This is a genomic window from Paraburkholderia tropica, from assembly GCF_014171495.1.
Classification (GTDB): domain Bacteria; phylum Pseudomonadota; class Gammaproteobacteria; order Burkholderiales; family Burkholderiaceae; genus Paraburkholderia; species Paraburkholderia tropica.
In genome coordinates this window covers 674367-699090 of record NZ_CP049137.1, presented here as the reverse complement: position 1 = coordinate 699090, position 24724 = coordinate 674367, and the positions used below count along the sequence as shown (strand labels likewise).

General features: G+C 64.2%; 18 protein-coding genes. 6 read left to right on the top strand and 12 right to left on the bottom strand.

The window, feature by feature from the left end; genetic code table 11:
* Window positions 1–23: 23 nt before the first annotated feature.
* The 7 genes from G5S35_RS33570 to G5S35_RS33540 form a co-directional block, all read right to left on the bottom strand.
* On the bottom strand, window positions 24–377 hold the full coding sequence (locus G5S35_RS33570; RefSeq protein ID WP_065057933.1) for a DOPA 4,5-dioxygenase family protein: 354 nt from the start codon (window positions 375–377) through the stop codon (window positions 24–26).
* A gap of 146 nt (window positions 378–523) precedes the next feature.
* On the bottom strand, window positions 524–2095 hold the full coding sequence (gene ilvA / locus G5S35_RS33565) for a threonine ammonia-lyase, biosynthetic (RefSeq protein WP_183040608.1): 1572 nt from the start codon (window positions 2093–2095) through the stop codon (window positions 524–526).
* A 102-nt stretch (window positions 2096–2197) separates the two neighbouring features.
* Window positions 2198–2566 (bottom strand): hypothetical protein, encoded by a 369-nt coding sequence (locus tag G5S35_RS33560; RefSeq protein WP_183040607.1) that lies wholly within the window; start codon window positions 2564–2566, stop codon window positions 2198–2200.
* 92 nt (window positions 2567–2658) lie between these two features.
* Window positions 2659–3714: a ParB/RepB/Spo0J family partition protein gene (locus G5S35_RS33555; RefSeq protein ID WP_124262180.1), complete on the bottom strand. Its 1056-nt coding sequence runs from the start codon at window positions 3712–3714 to the stop codon at window positions 2659–2661.
* Entirely contained in the window at window positions 3704–4387 is a 684-nt protein-coding gene (gene parA, locus G5S35_RS33550; protein WP_065059904.1) for a ParA family partition ATPase, read from the bottom strand. Before parA ends, G5S35_RS33555 begins: the two co-directional genes overlap by 11 nt.
* A 1138-nt stretch (window positions 4388–5525) precedes the next feature.
* Window positions 5526–6899, bottom strand: coding sequence for a replication initiation protein (locus G5S35_RS33545; RefSeq protein WP_065059903.1), 1374 nt, complete (start codon window positions 6897–6899; stop codon window positions 5526–5528).
* 1461 nt (window positions 6900–8360) lie between these two features.
* On the bottom strand, window positions 8361–8681 hold the full coding sequence (locus G5S35_RS33540; protein WP_065059902.1) for a DUF4148 domain-containing protein: 321 nt from the start codon (window positions 8679–8681) through the stop codon (window positions 8361–8363).
* Window positions 8682–9274: 593 nt separating this feature from the next.
* On the opposite strand from G5S35_RS33540, the gene G5S35_RS33535 reads away from it, so the two are divergent.
* From G5S35_RS33535 to G5S35_RS33515, 5 genes are all read left to right on the top strand, one after another.
* The gene (locus tag G5S35_RS33535; protein ID WP_183040606.1) at window positions 9275–10873 is read left to right on the top strand and encodes a sensor histidine kinase; all 1599 of its coding nucleotides are present in this window, start codon (window positions 9275–9277) and stop codon (window positions 10871–10873) included.
* Entirely contained in the window at window positions 10870–11553 is a 684-nt protein-coding gene (locus G5S35_RS33530) for a response regulator transcription factor (protein ID WP_110329681.1), read from the top strand. Before G5S35_RS33535 ends, G5S35_RS33530 begins: the two co-directional genes overlap by 4 nt.
* A gap of 191 nt (window positions 11554–11744) precedes the next feature.
* Window positions 11745–12419 (top strand): response regulator transcription factor, encoded by a 675-nt coding sequence (locus tag G5S35_RS33525; protein WP_065059912.1) that lies wholly within the window; start codon window positions 11745–11747, stop codon window positions 12417–12419.
* A gap of 99 nt (window positions 12420–12518) precedes the next feature.
* Window positions 12519–13973, top strand: coding sequence for a sensor histidine kinase (locus G5S35_RS33520; RefSeq protein WP_183040668.1), 1455 nt, complete (start codon window positions 12519–12521; stop codon window positions 13971–13973).
* A gap of 25 nt (window positions 13974–13998) precedes the next feature.
* Window positions 13999–14709 carry a response regulator transcription factor gene (locus tag G5S35_RS33515; RefSeq protein ID WP_065059898.1) on the top strand — a complete coding sequence of 237 codons (711 nt, stop codon included), beginning with the start codon at window positions 13999–14001 and terminating at the stop codon, window positions 14707–14709.
* A gap of 171 nt (window positions 14710–14880) precedes the next feature.
* Here the strand turns inward: G5S35_RS33515 and G5S35_RS33510 are convergent, their stop codons facing one another.
* Complete coding sequence (locus G5S35_RS33510) at window positions 14881–15165, bottom strand: DUF4148 domain-containing protein (RefSeq protein ID WP_074987473.1); 285 nt, start codon at window positions 15163–15165, stop codon at window positions 14881–14883.
* Window positions 15166–15458: 293 nt separating this feature from the next.
* Here G5S35_RS33510 and G5S35_RS33505 point away from each other — a divergent pair, with 293 nt between their 5' ends.
* Window positions 15459–16427: a sulfonate ABC transporter substrate-binding protein gene (locus G5S35_RS33505; RefSeq protein ID WP_183040605.1), complete on the top strand. Its 969-nt coding sequence runs from the start codon at window positions 15459–15461 to the stop codon at window positions 16425–16427.
* Window positions 16428–16518: 91 nt separating this feature from the next.
* Here G5S35_RS33505 and G5S35_RS33500 read toward each other — a convergent pair whose 3' ends face one another.
* The 4 genes from G5S35_RS33500 to G5S35_RS33485 form a co-directional block, all read right to left on the bottom strand.
* A complete protein-coding gene (locus tag G5S35_RS33500; protein ID WP_183040604.1) occupies window positions 16519–18252 on the bottom strand; it encodes a purple acid phosphatase family protein in 1734 nt (577 codons plus the stop codon).
* A 256-nt stretch (window positions 18253–18508) separates the two neighbouring features.
* Complete coding sequence (locus tag G5S35_RS33495; RefSeq protein WP_183040603.1) at window positions 18509–20050, bottom strand: efflux transporter outer membrane subunit; 1542 nt, start codon at window positions 20048–20050, stop codon at window positions 18509–18511.
* A complete protein-coding gene (locus G5S35_RS33490) occupies window positions 20043–21302 on the bottom strand; it encodes an efflux RND transporter periplasmic adaptor subunit (protein ID WP_183040602.1) in 1260 nt (419 codons plus the stop codon). The genes G5S35_RS33495 and G5S35_RS33490 overlap by 8 nt, the downstream gene beginning before the upstream one ends.
* Window positions 21292–24555 (bottom strand): efflux RND transporter permease subunit, encoded by a 3264-nt coding sequence (locus G5S35_RS33485; RefSeq protein ID WP_065059893.1) that lies wholly within the window; start codon window positions 24553–24555, stop codon window positions 21292–21294. Before G5S35_RS33485 ends, G5S35_RS33490 begins: the two co-directional genes overlap by 11 nt.
* Window positions 24556–24724 lie beyond the last annotated feature (169 nt).

The following is a 24724-nucleotide window of genomic DNA, read 5'->3' as shown; positions in this document are numbered from 1 at the left end:
GTCGCGACGTGCGCGAAGAAATCTCACACGCCGAATGCGCCGAGATTGAGCGTGTGCGAACGGCCGATCCACACCGCGGAATCGCGATGATCGCGCAGAGAATCGGAGGTATTCGGATGCACGAATACGTCGAAACGACCGTGATTAAGCGTAAGCCATGCAAAGACGTCGGCGAAGTCCGCGTTGGCGATCGCGAGCTGATACGACCACATCGGATGCGGCCCAACCGGACGCTCGTGGAAACGACCGATTTGCACGGTATTGCCCCAACGCGCGTCGATGATTTCGCGCAAGGCCCACGCGGCGTCGCGCGTATCGGCATCGAAATAAATGTGAGCGTGCCAGCCGGTGATTTCAGTGGGATCGATTCGATTCATGGTGAGGCGCCTGAAGAACGGGAGTGCGGGAATCCAGCGGAAGATCGAATCGATATTTTGCCGCGAATTGCGGCGTCGTGTTCCCGGCCTCGCAGCGCGTCGAGCAAGAGGCTCGGGAACACTCATCAAGTACTCAGGATGTCGAATTACTTGAGAAACAACCGATACGCCGGATTCTGCGTCTCTTCGTAATGCGGATAGCCGAGCGTGGCGAGGAAGCGGCGGAACTCCGCGTCTTCCGCCGCCGGCACCTGAATCCCGACCAGAATCGAGCTGTAATCCGCGCCCTGATTGCGGTAGTGGAACAGGCTGATGTTCCAGTTCGGCGCCATCGACGAGAGGAAGCGCATCAGCGCGCCCGGACGCTCCGGAAACTCGAAGCGGAACAGCCGCTCGTCGTGCGCGAGCGGCGAACGTCCGCCGACCATGTAGCGGATGTGCTGCTTCGAGAGTTCGTCGCCGGTGAGATCGACGCACGGAAAACCGTGCTCGACGAAGGTCTGCGCGATCTGCCGCGATTCGCCGCGATTGCGGATCTGCACGCCGACGAAGATATGCGCGCGCTCGGCGTCGTCGATACGGTAGTTGAATTCGGTCACGCTGCGCGTGCCGACGAGTTCGCAAAAACGCTTGAAACTGCCGCGTTCTTCGGGGATCGTCACGGCAAACACGGCTTCGCGCGCCTCGCCCACTTCGGCGCGCTCGGCCACGAAACGCATGCGGTCGAAGTTGATGTTCGCGCCCGACGTGATCGCGATCAGCGTCTGGCCCGCGATGCCTTCGCGCTCGGCGTACTTCTTCGCGCCCGCCACGGCCAGCGCGCCCGCCGGTTCGAGCACGCTGCGCGTGTCCTGGAACACGTCCTTGATCGCGGCGCAGAGCGCGTCCGTATCGACGGTCACGACTTCATCGAGATACTGCTGGCACAGCCGGAAGGTTTCCTCGCCGACGAGTTTCACGGCCGTGCCGTCCGCGAACAGGCCGACTTCGCTCAACTCGACGCGTTTGCCTGCCTTCAGCGACTGCGCCATCGCGCACGAGTCGTCGGTCTGCACGCCGATCACGCGGATCTCCGGGCGCACGGCCTTCACGTACGCGGCCACGCCCGCCGCCAGACCGCCGCCGCCGATCGGCACGAAGATCGCGTGAATCGGGGCCTGATGCTTGCTGAGCACTTCCATCGCGACGGTGCCCTGGCCGGCGATCACGTGCGGATCGTCGAACGGATGCACGAAGGTCAGGCCGCGTTCTTCCTGCAGACGCACGGCGTGGGCGTAGGCATCGCTGTAGGACTCGCCCGCCTGCACGACTTCGACGGTCTGGCCGCCGTGCGCGCGCACGGCGTCGACTTTCACCTGCGGCGTGGTTTCCGGCACGCAGATCACCGCCTTCACGCCGAGCCGCGCCGCCGACAGCGCGACGCCCTGCGCGTGATTGCCCGCCGACGCGGTAATCACACCGCGTTCGCGCTGCTCGGGCGAAAGATGCGCCATCTTGTTGTACGCGCCGCGCAGCTTGAACGAGAAGACCGGCTGGTTGTCCTCGCGCTTGAGCAGCACCGTGTTGCCGATGCGCGCGGAGAGGTTCGGCGCGGGTTCGAGCTCGGTTTCGCGGGCCGCGTCATAGACGCGCGCGGTGAGGATCAAACGGAGGTAATCGGTCTGCTGCGGGTGGTGTGCGTCGGCTTGGACTGCGGTTTGGCGCGAATTGGCCTGCATGACGGCTCCTGTGCTGTCTCTTGTGATACTTGTTTAGCCAGGAGGCGGAAATAAAAAACCCGCCTCGTGGGGCGGGTCGTTGTCGTTTTTGCCAGTCGTACGCTAACCCACCATTCGAGGAATGGTGCGAATAATCAGCGAAATCGGGCATTGGCGACGGTTCATTCCTACAAGCATGGCGTAGGCAGCGAGAATTGTCAATCCACGGGTAATTCGCGCATAAATGTTCAGATAACTACAAAATACATTCACATCATTACACTTCAATGCCTTGAGCGCCGGGAAGCGTCGCTTGGTGCGGATAAACCCACTTTGACCCTCAGCGAAACGCGTCTGAGCGTGAAACATTCTAGGAATTGTCTCATATCCCCTTGATTTGACGGGGTTTTCGGCGATTTCAAAATGATCGGTCGGTGTTCCACGGATTCGACCCTCGCCGTCACAAGACGCGGAAAATCGATGCGAAAGCACGCAAACCTCCCTGGAAACGCAAGAGGGCAGGCACCTGACGGCCCTGCCCTCTTCCTCGTGCGTCTAGTGCGAAATTATTGCCAGACGCCCGCTCAACCGACGGCGACGGGCTCCATTTCCGACGCCCATTCGTCGATGACCGCCTTCATCCGTTCGGCCAGGCGCTGCTGATCCGCTGCAGCGATGCCCTTGAGGTTCAACTCCGCGCGACCGTCGCCGAACAGTTTCAGTTCGCCGAGCGCCACACCGTCCGGACGGCTGAATTGCACGCGCGATTGATAATGCGTGCGACGCGGACCCACGCGCCGAGCACCCGCCTCGGCCGACGCAGCGGCTTCGAGCTTGCGCACGCTCGCCTTCCCTTCGATTACCTGTTCGAGCCAATGCTCGGCAACGCTCGCACCCGCGCGATCGAAAATCAGCTTGATGTTGTAGGCATGCCCGAGGCCAATGTCCTGACGATTCTGCGCCATGCGCTGAAGCAGATACGGCGGCAGCGACGTCAGCGAAATGACCTTGCTGATGTGCTTCGGGTCCTCGCCCACAGCGACGCCCAGTTCGGTTTGATCGACATAGACGCCGTCGTCGAGGAGCTTTTTCCATGCAAGCGCGTCGTCGAAAACGGTCTGCTCTTCGCGCTCCTTGTTCGCGTGATACGCGCGCAGATAGAGATTCTGGTTGTCGAGGCCGTCACGCACATCGGCATCGATGAGCTTGTCGCCGCGCGAACGGGCCGCGCGAATCCGGCGCTCACCGTCGACGATCACGTATTTACCGGGGAACTGCGGCAGGCGCGTGACCAGAATCGGCGTAATCTGACCTTGGCTCGCGAAGCTCTCCGCGAGTTCATCGATCGTCTCGGCGCTATAGAACGCGCGCGGATTGTACGGATTCGACACGACGTCATCGACGGAGATCCGCGTCACGGCATGGGTTGCCACCGTCTCGATGACTGCGGCGATCTCCGGTTGCGGTGCGACTTGTGGCGCGGTCGGGGCTGTAGCCTGTTCGGCGGGGGCGGGGGCCGCGCCCGCGTCGCGCTGCGCGATGCCGACGACGTCGCCATCGGCCAGACGCTCGCCAGCCGAAGCGCGCTCGACCGCCATGCCCGCGCGAACCTTGCTCGTGAAATTGAGCTTAGTTGCCATCGACCACCTCCTCTTCCTGAACGAGCGCGATGATTTCGTTGTAGACGGCCGTGATCTCGTCCTTGGCGATCTTCGTCCCGCGAACGCCCCGCACGTCGAAGACGGTGCGCCCGAGTGCAGCGGCCTGACGATACAGTTCGCGTTGCTTGACCGTGGCAGCGAGCACGCGAACGTTGCTCTCAGCCAGGATTGCGCTCATCTGCGTATGCAGGAGCGTTTTCGAATTCGATTTATTCAGCAAAATTGCGAATTTCCCGGCCGGATTCGCGACGCGCGTGCGCTCCACCAACTCCATCATCCCTTCGCTACTCCAGATGTCGATCGGAGAAGCGTCAGTCGGAATGACGGTTGCATCAGCGACAGCAAGGACGCGCGCGGTGGTGAGATCGTTGATGTTCGGCGGACAGTCGACGATGACGACGTCGTAGTCGTTCGCCAATGCGGCAATTTCAGGCCCGATCATCTTTTCGAGCTTGTTGATGCTACCGACGCGGAATGGAAGCGGTGTTTCCGGACCCGCAGCCGCGCACCAGCTCATGCAGGATTGCTGGCCGTCGGCGTCGGCGACATAGACTTTGTAGCCTTCGGCTTGAAATGCACCAGCCAAATTCATGCTGGTGGTGGTTTTGCCGACCCCACCCTTTTGGTTCGCTACGGCGATGACCAGACCCATTCGGTTCTCCATGCAAAGTTCAACGGAGAAGTGCACCACGCTCAATCTCCACGTGGAGACTCTCCAGCAAGTCTTTTGGGAGTCTAACGGCAAGTTAAAGTAAATTCTAGCTTCCAGGCTCAAATCGTTGCCTGTTCACCACCAAAATGGCCATTGGGATAAGAGAGTGAATGGGTTTTGCTATTTTTTGTAGGCGCCGAGGCGGTTGGGAACGGATTGGCGAAGGCTAAGGGCGTAGGTCTGATCTCCACGTGGAGATCAGGTGTATGGCTCATGCTTTGGCGACGAAGGGCTCGGGGTCGGCTATGTTAGCGCCGCCATCTGCACAGACCTGCGTGTTCTATGAGGAATTGAGAAACAGACTAGATTGCGTGCGTACTGGGGAGTCTCAGTGTCAACGCGGCTTACGCGTGAAACGGACGGCAATCTCCACGTGGAGAGCGCGCTTCGTTTGAAATAGATTTGAGATTGAAGGAACAGGGGCGCAGAATTCCTAAGTTGTGTTGCGGCGCTCAGGACATGTGCTTGGTGGTTAGCCTCAAGTAGTATCGATTGCCTAATGCAATTGTATTCAGACGATTTTCTCCACGTGGAGAACAGCGCTTTCCTGCCTAGTAACTGCTTGCGCCAATCAAGGGATCACATCAGCCTAATATCCCGGAAATCGCCGCCGCCAGACCATCATCGCGCGGATCAAATCAAAGAGATCACCTGTGTGGTTTGATGCCCTCGAACGTGGGACGTGATTCGCCACGTGGAGAATCACGTCCCACGACAATACAACAGCCATCCACGATTTCGCGACTTAACCAGACGCGCTTACTCAAAGACACGCTGCGTAGGCCTATGCCGCCGTACTATCGTCAGCGCCACATACTCAACTCAATCTCCACGTGGAGATTAAAAGGCGCCACTCGTCAGGAATCTACAGCCACGCCAAAGCGAGCACTAACGCCTGTGCTCGATCCGAACTTGCCGCCAACGCAACATCCAACTATCAGAAGATCAGGGAAAATAGAGAAGGTGAAATTTACCTATGTATTTTTATTGGGTAAATTTCGCCAGATTTTCTTGCGAGACTGAGCATCTCGATGGTGCCCATATGCGCCGAGGCAAAACCACTACCCCGATTCGCCAATCACTCTTCGCGCGTCTTCAACGCGAGTTCGATATCGCCCATCGCTTGCGTATCGCCGGCACCCGAGCCTTGCTGTCCACTAAGCAGGAATTCGAGCAGATCGGTCGCCGTCGGTTGGCCCCAGGTGTCCAGGACAACCCAACGGAAGAAGTTCGTCGATGCCATCTTGCTCGGCACTTTCGACGTCGAGACCTTGAGCTTGTCCATCCCGACCGTCTCGTTGTAGCGCTTGATCAGCGCCGTCTGATCGTCGTATTCGAGCTCGTTGAAGTACGAACGCGCCTCGTTGATCTTCGCGGCGATGTAGCGGTCCTTCACCTGATCCTGGCTTTCGCGCGCCTTGCCTGCATCGGGAGCGGCGCCGGCCGCGGCATTCGCGCCCGGCAACTCGTAGCCCTGCATCAACGCCTTGCGGAAGTAGGCCGCGACATTCGCGAGCGGCGCGGCATTCTTCTGCGCCACGCGCGCCGCCGTGTAGGCCACCGCGGTGCGGATCTTTTCCTCGCCGTACTGCTTGAACAGACGACGCGCTTCCGAGACCGGAATACTGAACTTCGACATCTCGCCGATCAGCAGCGTCTCATTGGCGCGCAGTTCTTGCGACGGATCGGTCTCCGGCTTGCGCGTCACGCGAAACTGCAACGCGACGACGGAGCGCCCCACCTTGTGCTCGATCAGCTCGAAGTTGTGATCCGAAATCTCGTTGACTTCCTTGATGCACGGCACCAGCACGCGGCTCTTGAATTGCTTGTAGAGCTTGTACGATTGCGCCGACGTATCCTGGCCGAGAATCAGATCGCGCAAGGTCGCGAGCGGAAAGCGCGCAGTCACGCCGACCGCTTCGTATCGCACGACGTTTTCCCAGAGCGCCAGCGAATGCGCTTTCCTGAATTGACGCGTGATCCGCATGTCGATCATCGCGTAGATTTCGGGATTCAGCAGTTCGCCGCGAATCTGTTCCGAGAACGTATAGCGCAGCACCGAACGCTCGAGTTCGGCGCCCGCGAGCAGACCGGATGCCTTCCAGATGCTGCGTTTATCCTGCGTGAGGTAGTCCCAGTTGACGACAGTGCTGATCAACGAGTTGATCGTTTCCTTGACGTATTCGGTGTTGTTGCTGTTCAGATCGACGTCCTGCGACAGGGCGGAAATCGTGATCTCGAACGAGGAGCGGCCGGGCTCGAGTGAGTCCTGACGGATCGCGTTCTTGATCAGCGAGCTGAACATCTTGCGCTGCTGGAGACTGATCGATCCGGACTTCGGGGCGATGTGAATCGCGGGGACCGCTTTGCGGAAGAGATCAGGCGGCTGGCCTTGAAATACGAGTGCGCCTTGCTTGTCGGCATCGCCGGCGTCGGCCTTTTTTCTTGCCATATGACCCACGTAAAAAGGGAACCTGGTCGGTTGGTAACTGTATACCAAGCGACCAGGTGACTCAAGGCCGCCGTCGCGTCTGTGCGAGAGCACGACATCGTGTGTCGGAAAAGTTGACAGATGCAGTACTCAACCCGGTGGGGAAGGCCGCCGGGCCGAGTTCCTCCCGGACCAGCTTGCAACGAAACGATCCCAAATCCAGTGACCTTTTGGACTGAAACGCTCGTCTCTCGTCCCATATTCGGCAACCTTTAGAAAAGATGTGAGTACTCACTCTCGAAACAAAGTTACCCACAGGTGCACGGATATGGGATTTTGGCCATTCAGGCGCGGTCGACGTCTGCCGTGCCTCGCACTGGAGAATCGTCCCACTGGCGGTAACCTTTGCTTGTCCCCATAAATGGCGACCTGAAACAGCCCGCACCGGCCCGTTTCCAGCACGTCGATGCCGTTCGATCCACCATAACTGGCTACCTTCAATCGATCCCATAACTGGATACCCTTGAAAAGGCCCTGTTCTCCAGGTCACGTCAGCTGGAGTTCACGGGAAATGCGATCTCGGCTACCTGTGTGAGCGTCAATCGACGCCCACCATAAGGGGTTACCTTTCGAATCTCCCATAACACGTGACCCAATCGGGCCATTCAGCGACTGAAATCAGGCTCGACGCAGTCAAGAAGTCCCATAAAACGCGACCTTCGAGGCTTCCCATAAACGTGGACTTGAGGACTTTCCGGGCATTTTTCCCATACCGGGCGACCTTGCTCCCATATCCACACCCTCAAATCCCCATCCGCGGGCACCGAAATCCCATATCCACAACCCCGAGCCCCCATAGCCGGTACCGCAGTCCCCATAGTGCGACACCTTTTCGGCCGCAAACCCACGCCAGGCAAGGATTCCAGCCGCCTAAAGGTTTACTAAAGGTTCTAAAGCGTATTTGGTAAACACTAAAACCCGCGTCCGATAAGAGAGACATCTCCCAAAACCGGTACCCTTTGCAAATGTAAGTGATCACCAACTTCCGTGGCCCCATAGCCGGTAACCTTGTGAGCGTGAACCGCTGGAAGGCTCCCACATTGCGCTACCTTGGCGTGTTTACCTCGTTAACCACTTTCAGTATACGTACTAATACATTGATTATTAAGGAGGAAAATTTGTGTGGTTGCAAGTTATGGGAGAAAACCTGCAGATGAGGTCACCGCCTATGGGAGCGTTTGAGCTGCGGCTTTGCCGATCACACTGACCTTTGCGGCTGCGGAGTTCAAGCAAAGGTAGCCGGATCCCATATCCGGTTACCCGGGCCAGGTACCCGAATATGGGATCGAGAGTGATGAATAGCGATCGGAGGAGAAGAAAAGCGCAGCGCGACCTCATTGCGGACCGGTGGTCACCTTGAAGGTGCACTGCAAAATCCGGCGCGGTGACCTGACGGCGACCGCACCGTCGCCGATCAATCAATCAATCGGCTTGAGCAGAGCGAGTCGGTTGCGCGGTCGACGCGGTATGGCGCGCGCCGCAATCCTGCCGATAAAGCTCGGCCAGCCGTTGCTCGGCCGCTTGCAGATCGGATGGGTAATCGTTGTCCACGGCGTGCTCGTCGTAACCGACCAGCGACAGGTCGTGAAGCTCCTGCATCAACTGTTGATGCGTGACCTCGTGCGCGGGCCGCACGAACGGATAGCCATGACATTCCCTGGGCGTGAGATGCGGGGCGGCGAAGGCGCTCGCACTCGCCGCGCCGATGAGTGGAAGTAACGCGAACTTGAGCAGAGGTTTCACGGCTGTCTCCTTTGAATGTGAGCGGACTGGACGAACACATCGGTATCCGGTTCGATGACGATGGCGATGGCAAGGCCGAGCAGGATGCACAGCACCGCTACGCCCGATCCCCATCCGTACAGACACCCATGCGAAATCCAGAATAAGCAGCCGCTCACTTCGCAATCCGCTCAGCAGGATGAAACAACGTTCATGGATGAGCGCGAGCCGAACATCGGCGAAAAGCACCGGCGCAGCCTCGCACGCCGATCGATGCCCCCGCACCCAAGTCCTCCTCGCGTTCCCCCGCATTGACAAACTGACAGCTACGCGTCAACCGCCGGTAAGAACATGACTCGCTCTTCATGGTCTTGATGCCGTTGCGCGGTGAAGTCCCCACTATCATGACCGGGCACGCGCGCAACCGTCCTGATCGGACCGTCGCGCGACGATCGATTGTCGTCGGCGGAGCAAGCCATCGGGGAGGTCATCATGTCAGTCAGCGCATTCACGCCGCGATCGCGGGCCGGATACGCCGGGCGCACAGCAAGCGCAGAACGCGCCGCATGCTTCGCACGCGGCACGGCGTTGCACGCGCCGGCGCGAGGCACGCGATGAATCTCCCCGGCTGGGTCGCCGGCCGCGCGGGCGCGTTCGTACCGGAAGCGCCGCGCTCGGGCGCCGCCCCGGCGGCCATCGGCCACGATCGCTGGCAGACCACCACGTTCCGCTGGTTCGCCGCGTACGCCGCGATCTTCTCGGTGTCGTTCATGGTGCTGCTCGGTTTCATCGAGTTCTCGGTCACGCGCGCGATGATCCGCGAGACCGACAGCGGCCTGCGCTGGCAACTGCGCTATTTCGATTCGCGCAGCGACGATGCGCTCGCCGCCGCCATCGACACGCGCCTGCATCGCGAAAACCGTCGCGAGAACTTCTATGGTCTGTTCGCGCCCGACGGCCGCTGGCTCGCGGGCGACATCCACAGCCTGCCCGCCGGACTGACGCTCGATCCCTGGGGCCGTTCGCACGAACACGCGAGCGGCCAGACCGTGCGCCTCGATACCGGCACGCCCGTCCCCGCCCTGCGCGCGATGGGCGAAGTGCGGGCGGACGGCGCACGCATCGTCGTGGCGCGTTCGCTGACCGATGTCCACCACGTCCACGACGAACTGCTCAAGGCGCTGTTCGGCGGCGGCCTGCTGTGCCTGTGCGGCAGCCTCTGCGCGGGCCTGCTGCTGAGCATGCGGCAGATCCGGCGCGTCGCCGAGATCCGTCGCGCGACCGGACGCATCGCGGGCGGCGAGCTGGGCGAGCGTCTGCCCGTCGCGGGCCGCGACGAACTCGACATGCTGGCCGACCTCGTCAACCGCATGCTCGACGAAGTCGAACGCCTGATGGCCGAAGTGAAGAGCGCCTGCGACGGCATCGCGCACGATCTGCGCACGCCGCTCACGCGGTTGCGGCTGCGCCTGTCGCACGCGGCCGACTCGATGCAGCGGCGCGGCGAACCGGCCGTCGCGAACGTGCTCGTCGACGCGCGTAACGAGGCCGACACGGTGCTCGAGCGCTTCGCGGCGCTGCTGCGCATTTCGGAGATCGGCGCGATCAAGCGGCGCAGCGGCTTCGCGCAGGTGGCGCTGCCCGCGCTCGTCGACGAACTCTGCGATCTCTACGCGCCGCTCGCCGAGGAGAAAGACGTCGAGCTGCGCATCGCCGTGGCCGAGGTCGCGCCGATCCACGCCGACCGCGCGCTGCTTTTCGAAGCGTTCAGCAATCTGCTCGACAACGCGATCAAGTTCGCGCCGCGCGGCGGCTTCGTCAGCGTGACGCTGCGCGCGAGCGACGCCGGCCCGCGCTTCAGCGTCACCGACAACGGCCCCGGCATCGCCCCCGAAGAACGCGACGCCGTGCTCGGCCGCTACTACCGCAGCGAAGCCGCGCGCCACGTGCCTGGCACCGGACTCGGGCTCGGCATCGTGGCCGCCGTGCTGCGTCTGCACGACTTTCGCCTGTCGATCGGCGATGCCGACCCGCAGACGCTCGCCGTAAGCACGATGAACGCAACGAGCACGATGAACGCGACGAACACCGCGTCGCCGGCCGGCGCAGCCACGCTCGCCGACGCGCCCACGACAGCAGCCATCTCCACGGGCACCACGGTCGCCATCGACTGCTGGCCCTTCCACTCCTGGCCCAAGACGCGTTATCAATGAGAGTTCTGCTGTGCTCCTCCTCCGACGCGGAGCGGGGCTATCTATACAAGGCGCTGAGCGAAAGCCTCAATAGCGTCGAGGTTGCCGACAACCTCTACTACGCCGTCTATCTCGCCTCGCACGAGCCGTTCGACACGGTGATCCTGTGCGCGGCCAGCGTCAACGCGCCCGAGGGCCTGCACGACGCGCTCGCCTCGTTCACGCGTCTGCCCGACGCGCCCGCCGTGGTCATCGCGCTCACGCGCGGCACGCCCGCCGATTGCGCGCGTCTGCTGCGCGCGGGCGCCGACGCCTGTTTCGTGCAGCCCTGGTCGATCCTCGAAATCCAGGAGCGCATGCTCGCGCTGCGCCGCACCGCGCTCGCGCAGTCCGGTCCGTGCGCGGCGCGCCTCGATCCGCTCACGCGCGATCTGGTCGAGGACGAGCGCCGCATCTCGCTGACCACGCGCGAATATCTGCTCGTGGAATGCCTGCTGCGGCACGCCAACGCGCCGGTCGCGCGCGAGCAGCTGATCCGCTACGCGTGGCCGGAAAAGGGCGACGTCGAGCCGTCGAGCGTCAATCTGGTGGTCTCGCGGCTGCGCCGCAAGCTCATCACGCACGGCGCGCGCACGCAGATCGAGACGATCAACCGCTTCGGCTATCAGCTCGATCTGCGCGGCACGCCCGCGCCGACGTAGGGAGGTCGGTCCGTAAGCCCGTTGCAAGCCGATGTCGGCGGGCCCGCCCGCCGCCGCCACTGTTTCGCTGTTTGCAAACTTAAATTTAATTTAATGAAAGCCAACGCGGCACGGCGGCCTCACGACGGTAAACTTGCATTTCGAGAGAGGCTGCGCGAGGGCGCGCGGCGGAGTGCGAGGACATGAGCCAGGTGCGTGTATTGACGGTGGAAGACGATGCCGTCACAGCCAACGAAATCGTCAGTGAACTGACACAGCGCGGTTTTGCCGTCGATTGGGTCGACAACGGCCGCGACGGCATGGCGCGCGCGATGAGCGACGAATACGACGCCATCACGCTCGACCGGATGCTGCCGGGCGTCGACGGCCTGTCGATTCTCACGGCGATGCGCACGGTCGGCATCCAGACGCCGGTGCTGATGCTCAGCGCGCTCGGCGACGTGGACGAACGCGTGCGCGGCCTGCGTGCGGGCGGCGACGACTATCTGACCAAGCCCTTCGATCCCGAGGAACTGACGGCGCGGCTCGAAGTGCTGCTGCGCCGCCGCCAGGCCGCGACGGTCGCGCGCGAAACCGCGCTGCACGTCGGGCCGCTCGAACTCGACCTCATCTCGCGCAAGGTGCGCCGCGACGGCGAGGAAGTCGCGCTGCTGCCCACCGAATACCGCGTGCTCGAATTCATGATGCGCCACGCGGGCAAGACCATCACGCGCACCATGCTGTTCGAGGCCGTGTGGGGCTATCACTTCGATCCGGGCACCAACCTGATCGACGTCCACATGGGCCGTCTGCGCAAGAAAATCGATCCGCCGGGCGTGCCGCCGCTCATCCAGACCGTGCGCGGCTCCGGCTACATTCTCGGATAATCCCGCGTGTCCAGCCGTCCCTCCCCCGCCGCCGCGCCCGCCTTGCCGCGCCGGCGCTGGCACACCACGACGTTTCGCTGGCTGTGCGCCTACACCGCGATGTTCGGCGTGTTTCTCACGCTGCTCGTCGGCTTCATCGCGTGGAGCGCGACCAGTTCGATCGAACGCGATACCGATTCGATCATGAGCTGGCAGCTCATCTACTTCGATTCCATTCCCGACGCGCAACTGCCCGACGCGATCTATCAGCGCCTCGAGCACGAGCGCATGCACGTGAACTACTACGGCCTGTTCACCGCCGACGGCCGCTATGTGGCCGGCGACCTGCTCGAAGTGCCGCCCAACATCACCTACGATCGCGTGGGCTGCACGCTCAGGCACACGCTCAAGCTGCGCGATCGCAAGCAGTCGCCGATCGTGCGCGCGATGGGTGAGATCCGCCCGAACGGCATGCGCCTCGTGGTGGCGCGCGACATGACCAACGTGCTGGAGATCCGCGAATTCGTGGTGCGCACGCTCGCCGTGGGCGCGGTGCTCGCGCTGCTCGGCGCGGCCGCGGGCGGTCTCGTGCTCGGCATGCGCCAGATCCGGCGCGTGCGCGAAATCCGCCGCGTCACGCAATGCATCGCGCGCGGCGATCTCGACCAGCGTCTGCCCGTGGGCGGCGACGACGAACTCGACATGCTCGCGCATCTCGTCAATCACATGCTCGATGAAATCGAGCGGCTGATGAGCGAAGTGAAAGGCGCGTGCGACGGCATCGCGCACGATCTGCGCACGCCGCTCGTGCATCTGCACACGCTGCTCGCGCGCATCGCCGAACGCGAGAGCCTGCGTGCCGATGAAGAAGGCGCCGACATGCTCGAGCGCGCGCGCACCGAAACCGGCCAGCTGCTCGAACGTTTTCGCGCGATGCTGCGCATCTCCGAGATCGGCACGCTGCATCGTCGCGGCGGTTTCGCGACCGTCGATCTGCAGTCGCTCGTGCAGGAACTGGCCGAGCTTTACGAACCGCTCGCGGAAAGCCGCGAGATCGAATGGCGCGTGAGCGCGGAAACGGTGAGCGAGATTCACGGCGACCGCGCACTGCTGTTCGAGGCGTTCAGCAATCTGATCGACAACGCGATCAAGTTCGCGCCGGAAGGCGGCGTCGTCAGCGTGACGCTGCGCGCGACGGCGCTCGGTCCGCAGCTCGAAGTCGCCGACAACGGCCCCGGCATCGCACCCGCCGAACGCGCGGCCGTGCTGCAACGTTTCTATCGCGGCGACGCCGTGCGTCACATCGCAGGCTCCGGCCTCGGCCTGAGCGTGGTGGCCGCCGTGATGCGCGTGCACGATTTCACGCTGCGCATCGACGACGCGCCCGAGTTCGCCAGGTCCCACGATGCAATCGATGCAGCTGATGCGTCCGATGCCGGCGCGCAGGCGCACGAAGGCGCAGCTGAAGGCGCACCGGAAGGCACCCAGGCCAACGCCCCGCAAAGCGCACCTCGCCGCCCCGGCGGTCACGGCGTGCGCATGAGCGTCGAATGCTGGCCGCGCGCGCTCACCTGACCGTCGTCACCCTCAAGAAGAACCCATGCGCATTCTCCTCATTTCGCCGAGCCACGCCGAAGCCGCGTGGCTGCAAAAGGCCCTGCAGGAAAGCGCGCACAGTCTGCAACGCGCCGAAGAACTGCGCGACGGTCTCTACGTCGCGGGCGAAGAACCGTTCGACGTGGTGATCGCCGTCGCGCTCGAACGCGCGCTGCTGCCCGAATTGCACGCGCTCCTGCCCTCGCTCGCGAAGGTCACCAACGGCGCGACGATCATCGCCGTGCTCGGCATCGAGGCGAGCGCGCACGATCGCTCGCAACTGCTGCGCGCGGGCGCCGATGCGTGCTTCCGCTATCCGTTCTCGTTCATCGAAATGCACGAGCGCATGCTCGCGCTGCTGCGCATCGGGCCCGCGCTTGCGGTTTCGCCGGCGGCCGACAACGCGGCGGCCACGCCGCTGCTCGACGCGAGCACGCGCGAGATCGTCGAAGGCGCGCGCCGCGCCGAACTCACGCGGCGCGAATATCTGCTGATCGAATGCCTGCTGCGCCAGGCCAACATGCCGGTGCCGCGCGATCAGATGATCCGCTATGCGTGGCCCGAGAAAGACGATATCGATCCGTCGACCGTGAATCTCGTCGTCTCGCGCTTGCGCCGCAAGCTCGAACGCGAAGCGATCGAAATGCGCATCGAAACCATCAGCCGTTACGGCTATCAACTCACGCTGCCGGGCGCGAACGGCGCGCGCGCCTGATCGTCCATCCGCCTTCGCTCCGCGAAAGCGCAAGGTAACCATCTGTGGGAACTGAGGTCACGTGCGCGCGATGCACCGTGCACCTGTGCACCCGAAAAAGAAACGGCACGCGAACCTCGCGTGCCGTTTGTCTGCGTGCCGATGTGCGCGAAAACACCGCGCAGCAAGGGCTCAATGCGCGTAGAGCGTCGAATTGAGGTACGCGAGCTGACCGTCCTGCTCGGCTTGCACGAGTTCGTGATACACCTCGGCGCGGGTCTTTTGATGCACCGGTTCACCATACGGCGCTACCCAGCCGCCGGCTTGCGCGACGGGCGCGGTGCTCGTCGCGGCGACTTGCGTGGCGGCCGCCGTTTGCGTCTGCGTTTGCGACGCGGCGGGATTGGTGGTTTGCGCGAAGGCGGACGTGGTGACGAAGGCACCGGCGAGCGCAGCAACGATCATGAGCGATTTCATGGGACTATCCTCCAGAGAACATATTCGATTGGCCGGTAAGCGAATGCGATAAATCGCATCCCGGTAGAGAGAGAATAGTTAGGTCAGCCTATCGAACCCGATGCAGCAATATGAAGAAACGTTCATCGGGGAGCGAGGAATCGTTGAGAAAGCGCGATGCTTAAGTCCTGTGGCTGATTTGAATCGCAAAACTCAATCGTTCTGAATCGGCGCGCGGCTTCGTAGAATCGATCGGACCTTTCAATCCGATGCCGTTGTTGATAACAGCCAATACGAAAAGCGAGCCCGATCCCATGAGCACACGCCGCGATTTCCTCAAACTTTCGCTCGGCGCCGCCGCGACGGCGCTGCCGCTGCTGGGCACCCTCGCTCCTTCGCGCGCGTTCGCGGCGAGCGGCGCGCGCACCTTGCGCATTGGTAACCAGAAGGGCGCGCTGAGCATCCTGAAAGGCCGCGGCACGCTCGAAACGCGGCTCGCGCCGCTCGGCGTATCGGTCACGTGGACCGAGTTCAACGCGGGACCGGTGCAGCTCGAAGCGCTCAACGTCGGCTCGATCGATTTCGGCGACGTCGGCGACGCGCCGCCGATCTTCGCGCAGGCCGCCGGCGCGCCGCTCGCCTACGTGGCCGCGACGCTGCCACGCTCGCAATCGGAAGCCGTGCTGGTGCCGCACGATTCGACGCTGCGCACGGTCGCCGATCTCAAGGGCAAGCGCGTGGCGTTCAACAAGGGCAGCAACGTGCACTATTTTCTCGTGCAGTTGCTGCGCCACCACGGCCTCGATTACCGCGACGTGCGCCCGGTGTTTCTCGCGCCCGCCGACGCGCGCGCGGCCTTCGAGAACGGCTCGATCGACGCCTGGGTGATCTGGGACCCGTTCTATGCGGCGGCGCAGGCGAAGCTCGGCGCCCGCGTGCTCGCCGACGCGAGCGGCGTGGTCGGCAATCGCGGCTACTATTTTTCGTCGCTCGATTATGCGAAGCGCAATCCCGACGTGATTCGCACGCTGATCGACGAAATCGCCAAGGCCGACGACTGGGGCAAGCAGCATCGCAGCGAGTACGCGGGGGAACTGGCGAAGCTCTGGGGCCTGCCCGCGCCGATCGTCGAGCAGGCCGTGGCGCGCACGCAGTTCGGCACGGTGCCGATCACGAAGGCGATACTCGGCGAGCAGCAGAAGATCGCCGATACCTTTCTCGAACTCGGCCTCGTGCCCAGGCGCATCGACGTGTACGAAGCGGCGGCGCCCGGCGTGGCGTGACGACGCGCGCCGCTTGCCGTGCGCTGAAGAGAAAAAGCGCCGCACATCGCGGCGCTTTTTCTTTGACGCGGAAGTACAGCGACCCGTACGACTACCCGCGCGACTTCTCGAGCGTGATCGTCTCGAACAGTTCGTAGTTCGGCGTGGGCGTCTGGTCGGCGCCCGGCGCGTGATAGTAGTTCATCGTGATGGTGGTCTTGCCGCCATGCGCGCCCGGATCGACGTCGAACACCGCGATCCCATAACCGGTACCCGTATCGCGCTGCGCGGACCAGATGGCGTCCTCGACCGCGTCGGCGGCGGGGCGCACGAAGGTGCCCGCCGTCGCGCCCGCCACCGGCCGATTGGGCTTCGTGAAGATCTGCGCCTGCGGCAGACCATTGCCCGCATCCACGCCGTAGACGTCGAGCGGCGCGCTGGTGCCGCCGCCGCCGAGAATCAGGTGGATCGTGCCGTGACGCGTGTCGAAGGTGTTGGCCGCCGATTGCGCGTGCGTGACCGGCTTCGGCTGCAGCGTGTCGACGGGTGCGCCCGTCTTGGCATCGGTGCCCGCATGATGATTGCAGCCGCGCACGGGATAGCTGCGCTCGTAGTCGTGATCGTGGCCGCACACCACGAGATCGACGCCGTAACGGTCGAACAGCGGCAGCCAGACCTCGCGGATGCCCTTGTCCGAACCGTTGCCCGTCTTCGACGAACTGAGCGCGTCCTGATGCATCTGCACCACGATCCAGTCGATGTCCTCGTCGTGCGCGGCTTCGCTCAGCGTGCGCTCGAGCCAGCGCGTCTGCTCGCCGTCGCTGTAGCCGCGCACGTAGAACGACGTGCCGGGCGCGACGGGCGCGTTGCCCGTGCTCGCGGCGGGCACGAGCGGCGCGGGGCCGGCGACGAAGGCGGCGGCGTCCTGATAGACGACGTCGTCGGCGTCGAGCGAAATGAACAGCACGTTGCTCACGCGAAAGCGATACCAGCGGCCCGCGAAGCGCGAGCCGTTGTCGGGCAGCGTGTAGCGCGCGAGGTACGAGTCGAGCCCCTGCGCGCCGTTGTAGAACTCGATTTCGTGGTTGCCGGGGCAGGGCATCCACGGGCGGTTCGAAGCCGACGTCTGCGCGTTGTTGCCGAAGTCGCGCCACACTTCGGTCTGATGCGCGGGGTTCAGGTTCGCGTAGCAGAGGTCGCCGTTGAGCAGGTGAAAGAGCGGCTGGAAGCGCTCGACGGCTTCGACGGCGAAGCGGCTTTGCGGCGACGAGAGCACCCAGCCCGTATTGGGCGTGGCGAGGTCGCCGTAGCTCGTGAAGCGGAACGGCTTGCGGCCGCGCGGCGCGGTCGTGAAGGTCGCGTTGAAGGGGCTGCCCGCGCGGCTGTCGTTGTCGGCGGTGACTTCGTAGCGATAGGTCGTGTCGGCGTGCAGGCCGCGCAGGCGCGCGTGATACGTGAACACGACCACGCCGGTGAGGCCGTCCGTGTAGGTGCGCTGGAGCGCGTCGACGTTTTCGCGGCGACCGCGGTCCGCGCCGTAGCTCACGCGCGGATGCGTGGCGGCCGCGAGCGAGGCCCACGAGATCACGACTTCGCTCGTCGGGTCCGCGCCCCACGTGAGGTGGATCTGCTCGGGCGTGCCGTCGGGCGTGGTCGTGTCGGCGCGCGCGACGCCCGCGAGCGCCGCGGCCGCGCCTGCCGCGCTCGCGAAACCGGACGCGCCCGCGAGCTTGAGGAAGCCGCGCCGCGAGACGTTCGCGGCGTTTTCCGCGTTGAGGTAGCTGCCGGTGGTGCTGCTGCTGTTACTGCCGGTGTTCTCGGTGTCGGGACTGTTTTTCTGGGTCATCTGCCATCGCCTCGTGAATGGAGCGTCGAAGCGAGCGCTGCCGTGCGAAAAATGCGCGGCGGATCGTGCACGCTTCGTCGCAAGCTTCGTGGAGTGTCGGCGAAACGATGGCTGCCTTACATGACCGTGCGATGACATCGCCGACCGACGGCCGCGCGGCCGCCCACGAAAAAGCGGCGCACGCGGCGCGCCCACTCTGTGTGGCGTGCCGCGTGCGCCGCTTGGGGCGCTGCGTCGATGAACCGATGAAGGCGCGTTACGACGCCTTCGCGGGCGCGGCGGCGCTCGCTTCGGTTTTCGTCGCTGCGGGTGCTATCGCGGTAGCGGCCTTCGTAGGCGCAGAAGCCGCCGCCGCCGTATCGCCATCGAGCTGCTTCGTGCTCCAGCCGCCGCCGATCGCCTGGATCAAACCGACCGTGGCGTCGAGCCGCCGCGTGTCGAGTTCGAGCGACGAAATCTGCGTCGAGAGCGCGGTGGTCTGCGCCGTCACCACGTCGAGATAGCTCACTACGCCGTCACGATAGCGCGACATCGACAGCGTGAGCGTGCGCTGCGCCGCGTCGAGCGCCTCGTTCTCGCGCTGCGCCTCGTCGCCGAGGTGATGGAGCAGGGCGAGGTTGTCCTCCACTTGCTGGAACGCGTTGAGCACGACCGACTTGTAGTCCGCGCCGCTCTCCGCGAGCTTCGCGCGCGCGCCGCGCACGAGCGCTTCGCGGCGGCCGCCGTCGAAGATTGTTTCCATCAGCGACGGGCCGATCGCCCACATCTCGTTGGGCGCCGACAGCCACGGATTGAACGTGTCGCTCTGATAGCCGCCGAGCAGATCGAGCGAGATGTCGGGGAAGAACGCGGCCTTGGCCACGCCGATCTCCGCATTCGCCGCGGCCACGCGACGCTCCGCGGCGGCGATGTCCGGACGCCGTTGCAGCAGCGCCGAAGGCAGCCCGACGGGCAGGTTCGGCAGGCGCGGACGCAGCGTGTCGGGCGCGACGTTGAACTCCGAAGCCGGCACGCCCACGAGCGTGGCGATCGCGTGCTCGTAAAGCGCGCGGCGCGCGCTCACGTCGTCGGACGAAGCCTGCGCGGCGGCGAGCTGGTTCTGCGCGCGCGACACATCGAGGTCCGAGGCGATGCCGCCGCGATGACGGCTCTCGGTCAGCTTCAACGCGCGCTGGTAGGCGGCGATCGTGTCGTCGAGCAGCCGCGACTGCTGATCGAGTCCGAGCAGGTCGAACCACGTCGTCGCGAGCTTCGCCTGCAGGCTCAGTTGCAGCGACGCAAGATCGGCTTCGCTCGCCTCGCTGTTCGCCTGACCCGCCTTCACCTCGTTGCGCACCTTGCCCCACAAGTCGAGGTCGTAGCCGATGCTCACGCCGAGCGTGTTGGTTTCGTACACGTTCGGCTGGTCGGAGCCGCGCAGCGGACGCAGCGCCGACTGCCGGTCGCGCTGCACCTGCGCGCCGAGCCCGACGGTCGGCATCAGCGCCGAGCGGGCCTCGGACGTGAGCGCATCGGCCTCGTCGTGACGCGCGAGCGCGGCGGCGATGTTCGGATTGGCCTTCTGGACCTGCGGTTCCAACTGATCGAGGATCGGATCGTTGAACGCCTTCCACCAGCCGTCGCGCGGCATCTGGTCGGCGGGCTGCGCCGTCTGCCAGTCGCCGGCTTCCTTGAAGTGCGTGGGAATCGCGGCGGCGGGCGCGTGATACGCGGGCGCGAACGAGCACGCACTCAGCAGCATTGCGCCCGCAAGCGCGACGAGCCTCACCTTGGTGTGCAAACCGGACGCCTTAACCATGCGCCGGCTCCGCCGCCTGCGCGGTCTGCGTGGCCTGGGTCGCGGGGGTTTTCGCGGACGCATTCGCTGCATTCGCCGCGCCCGGCGCGTTCGTGGCCGCCGTGGCCGCGAGGCGCACGACGTCGCCGTTCGCGAGCGAATCGGGCGGATTGTCGATCACGCGCTCGCCCGCCTTCAAACCGGCGATGATCTGCACGCGCGTGCCGAGATCGGTGCCGATGGTCACGTCGCGCAGCTGCACCTTGTGATCGGCGCCGGCCACCGCGACCTGCATGCCCTGCGCGCGGAAGATCAGCGCGCTCGCGGGCACGAACAGCGCGTTCGCGTCGCCGTGCATCGCGAGATGGACCTCGGTGTACTCGCCGGGGAACAGCAGCCCCTGCTTGTTGTCGACGGCGAGCTGCACGAGCATCGTGCCCGAGGCGGGCGAGATCGACTGGTCGGTGTCCACGAGCTTGGCGTCGAACTTCATGCCGGGGCGCTCGGGCACCGTGAGCGTCGCGTGCATGCCGGGCTGGATCGACGCCGCGTCGCTCTGCGGCACGCTCACGTAGACGCGCAGCGTGCTCGCGTCCGAGACCGTGAAGAGTTCGGGACCGCTGCCGCTGCCCGCGTCGATCAGCGCGCCCACGTCGGTCTTGCGCGCGGTGACCACGCCGTCGAACGGCGCCGTCAAACGCTTGAACGATTCGAGCGCTTCGAGGCGGCGCACGTTCGCCTGATTCGCTTCCACGGTCGCCTGCTTGGCGATCAGGTCCGAGGTCTTTTCATCGGCTTCCTGCTGCGAGACCGAATCCTGCTTGAGCATTTCGGTCCAGCGCTTCGCCGTGGTGGCCGCGAGCTTTTCGTTCGCGATCGAGTTCTGCAGATCGGCGCGCGCCTGCTGCAATTGCTGGTCGAGATCGGGCGTGTCGATCACGCCGAGCAGTTGCCCGGCCTTCACGTGCGTGCCGATATCGGCGTACCAGGCGTGCAGATAACCCGAGACGCGCGCGTAGATCGGCGCGTTGATGTAGGCCGCCAGATGGCCGGGCAGCACCAGCATCTGCGAAGCGGGGCTCGGTTCCGGCAGCACGGTGGCGACCGTGGGCACGGCCTGCGCGTCGGTCCAGGAGGTGAGTTCCTGATGCGCGTGCACGCGGCTGAACAGACCGCCGGAGACGATCCCGGCGGCGACCAGCAGCGCCACGGCGGCGACGGTTTTCAGATGGCGCAGCGGTTGCGGCGAGGCGATGTCGACTTCAGTGGACATGGGATTCTCCCTCGAGGGCAAGGTGTTCCGAATGGTGGGATGCGTCGGCGATGTCGTTGTCGTCATCGCGCTTGTCGTTGCGGTGCACGAGGCTGAACACCACGGGCACGAAGAGCAGCGTCGCGCAGGTCGCGCAGATCAGGCCGCCGATCACGGCGCGGCCGAGCGGGGCGTTCTGTTCGCCGCCGTCGCCGAGACCGAGCGCCATCGGCGCCATGCCGATGATCATCGCGAGCGCGGTCATCAGCACGGGGCGAAAGCGCGTGAAGCCCGCTTCGAGCGCGGCGCGCATGGCGTCGCCCGTGACGGCGAGGCGTTCGCGGGCGAACGACACCACCAGAATCGCGTTCGCGGTCGCCACGCCCATGCAGAGAATCGCGCCTGTGAGCGCCGGCACGGACAGCGGCGTGTGCGTGGTGAACAGCATCCAGACGATGCCCGCGAGCGCGGCGGGCAGCGCACAGACGATCACGAACGCGTCGGCCCACGAATGGAAGTTCACGACGATCAGCAGATAGATCAGCAGCACCGCGCCCGCGAGACCGAGCAGCAGGCCCGCGAACGCGCTGTTCATGGTCTGAACCTGGCCGCGCATCGTCACGGTCGAGCCCTTGGGCACGTCCTTCACGGTGGCCTTGATCTCCTTCTGGATCTGCGCGGACACCGCGCCCAGATCGGCGCCCTGCGTGGTCGCGTAGATGTCGAACAGCGGCTCGATGTTGTAGTGCGAGACCACGGCGTCGGCGGTGCCGCGCGTGATCGTGGCGATGCCGCCGAGAATCTGCGAACCGCCGCCCTTGCTCGTGACCGGCAGATTCTGCAGATCCGAAAGCGTGGTCATGCGGTACTGCGGCGTCTGCGCGACGATCGGATACGACACGCCGTTCTTCGGATTGAGCCAGTAGGTCGGCGACACCTGGCTCGTGCCCGAGAGGCTCGCGACCACCGAGTTCGTCACGTCCTGTTCGGTGATGCCGAGTTCGTCGGCGCGCGAACGGTCGACGGCCACGGTGAGCTGCGGATAGGTCGACGCCTGCTGGATGCGCGGATCGGCGATGCCCGGAATCTTGCTCACGCGGCGCAGCAGTTCGTTCGCGTAGTGCCGGTTCGCCGTCATGTTCGGGCCGCTGACCTGCACGTCGATCGGCGCGGGCGCACCGAAGTTCAGGATCTGGCTCACGATGTCGGCGGGCAGGAACGAGAACGACGTGCCCGGGAACAGACGCGGCAACTGCGTGCGCAGCGCCTTCACGTATTGCGCGGTGGGCGCGTGGTCCTTCGACAGCGAGATCATGATGTCGCCGTCCTGCGGCCCGATCGTGCCGCTGTTGTTATACGTGAGGTTGATACCGCTGTTCGGCAGGCCGATGTTGTCGATGATGCTCGTGAGCTGGTCGGCGGGAATCGCCTCGCGCACGGTGTCTTCGATGTGATCGAACAGGTCGGCGGTTTCTTCCACGCGCGTGCCGATCGGCGCGCGCACGTGAATTTCGATTTCACCCGAATCGATGTTCGGGAAGAAGTTGCGGCCGAGGAAGGGCACCAGCGCGAACGACAGCATCACGATCGCGAGAAAGCCGACGATAAACGGCTTGCGATGCGTGAGCGCGAGACCGAGCACGCCGCGATAGCCGGCGCGCACGCGTTCGAAGCGGCGCTCGAAACCGCGCTGGAAACGCACGAGCGGATTGCGCGACGGCGCGACGTGATCGTGCGCGCCATGCGGCGCCATCACGGCGGCGAGTTCGCCCGACGCATGGCCTTGCGACGCATGCGGCTTGAGCAGATAGCGCGCCATCATCGGCACGAAGGTGCGCGAGAGCACGAACGAGGCGATCATCGCGAAGATCACCGATTCGGCCATCGGCACGAACAGGTAGCGCGCGATGCCGTCGAGCAGCAGCATCGGCACGAACACGATACAGATACACAGCAGCGAAACCAGCGCGGGCATGACGATCTGCGCCGCGCCGTCGAGAATCGCGCTGCGCACGTCCTTGCCTTGTTCCAGGTGCCAGTTGATGTTCTCGATCGTCACGGTCGCATCGTCGACGAGAATACCCACCGCGAGCGCGAGGCCGCCGAGCGTCATCACGTTGAGCGTTTCGCCGCAGGCCGCGAGACCCGCGATGGCCGCGAGCACGGCGAGCGGAATCGAGGCCGCGATGATCAGCGTCGAGCGCCAGCTGCCGAGGAACAGCAGGATCATGGCCGAGGTGAGCGCGGCGGCGATGATGCCTTCGCGCGCCACGCCGCTCACGGCGCCCTTCACGAACACTGATTGATCCGAGAGCGGCACGAGCTTGAGGCTCGGCGGCAGCGACTGTTCGATCAGCGGCAGCTTCGCCTTCACGCCCGCGATGATGTCGAGCGTGGATGCCGAGCCGTTCTTGAGGATCGACATCAGCACCGCGCGGTGGCCGTCCACGCGCACGATGTTGCCTTGCGGCGGATAGCCGTCGCGCACGTGCGCCACGTCGCGCATGTAGATCACGGCGCCGTCCACGGTCTTGATCGGCAGATTATTGATCGCGTCGATCGTGAGCGGACTGTTGTTCAGGCGCACGTTGTACTCGAACTGACCGATCTTCTGCGTACCCGCCGGAATGATCTGGTTCTGCTGCGCGAGCGCGTTCGCCACGTCCTGCGCGGAGAGCTTGCGCGCCTGCAGCGCCTGCGGATTCAGGTCGATCTGCACTTCGCGCGTCTTGCCGCCGTACGGCGTGGGAATCGCCACGCCAGGCACGGAAAGCAGTTGCGGCCGGATGAAGTTGGTCGCGTAGTCGCCGAGCTGCTGCTCGTTGAGCGTGTTGCTCGTGAGCGCGAGTTGCAGCACCGGCACGGTGGACGCGTTGTAGTTCAGGATCTGCGGCGGCGTGGTGCCAGGCGGCATCTGCTTCAACACGGTCTGCGACACCGAGGTCACCTGCGCGGTGGCCGTGCGCACGTCCACGGTCGGCTGGAAGAAGATCTTCACGATGCCGTAGCCGCGGAACGACTGCGATTCGATGTGCGCGACGTCGTTGACGGTCGTGCCGAGCGTGCGCTCGTAGTAAGTGACGATACGGCCCGACATGTCGTCGGGTTGCAGACCGGCGTAGTTCCACACCACGCTGATCACGGGAATGCGGATATCCGGAAAGATATCGGTTGGCGTGCGTAACGCAGCGAGCGGGCCAGCGATCAGGATCAGCAGGGCCAGCACGATGAACGTGTACGGTCGGTTCAAGGCCAGCCGGACGATTTTCAGCATCAGAAGGGGCTCCGTTCAGAACATCGGCGTCGGATCCCTCGTGGCGAAAGCGGGCAAGGCTTGCCCTCCTCGGGGGAGTCCGACGCCGGTATTGTGGCGGGCGGGTTGTAACGTCCGGCAACCAGACAAATGAAACAAGTTTTAGTTATCGGCCAGTTTTTTTAAAAAA

Coding starts and splice junctions, on each gene's coding strand:
- parA (WP_065059904.1), bottom strand. CDS start 4,387: ATGGGTCTGGTCATCGCCGTAGCGAACCAAAAGGGTGGGGTCGGCAAA.
- G5S35_RS33515 (WP_065059898.1), top strand. CDS start 13,999: ATGCGCATTCTCCTCATTTCGCCGAGCCACGCCGAAGCCGCGTGGCTG.
- ilvA (WP_183040608.1), bottom strand. CDS start 2,095: ATGCAGGCCAATTCGCGCCAAACCGCAGTCCAAGCCGACGCACACCAC.
- G5S35_RS33495 (WP_183040603.1), bottom strand. CDS start 20,050: ATGGTTAAGGCGTCCGGTTTGCACACCAAGGTGAGGCTCGTCGCGCTT.
- G5S35_RS33490 (WP_183040602.1), bottom strand. CDS start 21,302: ATGTCCACTGAAGTCGACATCGCCTCGCCGCAACCGCTGCGCCATCTG.
- G5S35_RS33505 (WP_183040605.1), top strand. CDS start 15,459: ATGAGCACACGCCGCGATTTCCTCAAACTTTCGCTCGGCGCCGCCGCG.
- G5S35_RS33485 (WP_065059893.1), bottom strand. CDS start 24,555: ATGCTGAAAATCGTCCGGCTGGCCTTGAACCGACCGTACACGTTCATC.
- G5S35_RS33530 (WP_110329681.1), top strand. CDS start 10,870: ATGAGAGTTCTGCTGTGCTCCTCCTCCGACGCGGAGCGGGGCTATCTA.
- G5S35_RS33520 (WP_183040668.1), top strand. CDS start 12,519: ATGTTCGGCGTGTTTCTCACGCTGCTCGTCGGCTTCATCGCGTGGAGC.
- G5S35_RS33555 (WP_124262180.1), bottom strand. CDS start 3,714: ATGGCAACTAAGCTCAATTTCACGAGCAAGGTTCGCGCGGGCATGGCG.
- G5S35_RS33500 (WP_183040604.1), bottom strand. CDS start 18,252: ATGACCCAGAAAAACAGTCCCGACACCGAGAACACCGGCAGTAACAGC.
- G5S35_RS33545 (WP_065059903.1), bottom strand. CDS start 6,899: ATGGCAAGAAAAAAGGCCGACGCCGGCGATGCCGACAAGCAAGGCGCA.
- G5S35_RS33570 (WP_065057933.1), bottom strand. CDS start 377: ATGAATCGAATCGATCCCACTGAAATCACCGGCTGGCACGCTCACATT.
- G5S35_RS33535 (WP_183040606.1), top strand. CDS start 9,275: ATGAATCTCCCCGGCTGGGTCGCCGGCCGCGCGGGCGCGTTCGTACCG.
- G5S35_RS33510 (WP_074987473.1), bottom strand. CDS start 15,165: ATGAAATCGCTCATGATCGTTGCTGCGCTCGCCGGTGCCTTCGTCACC.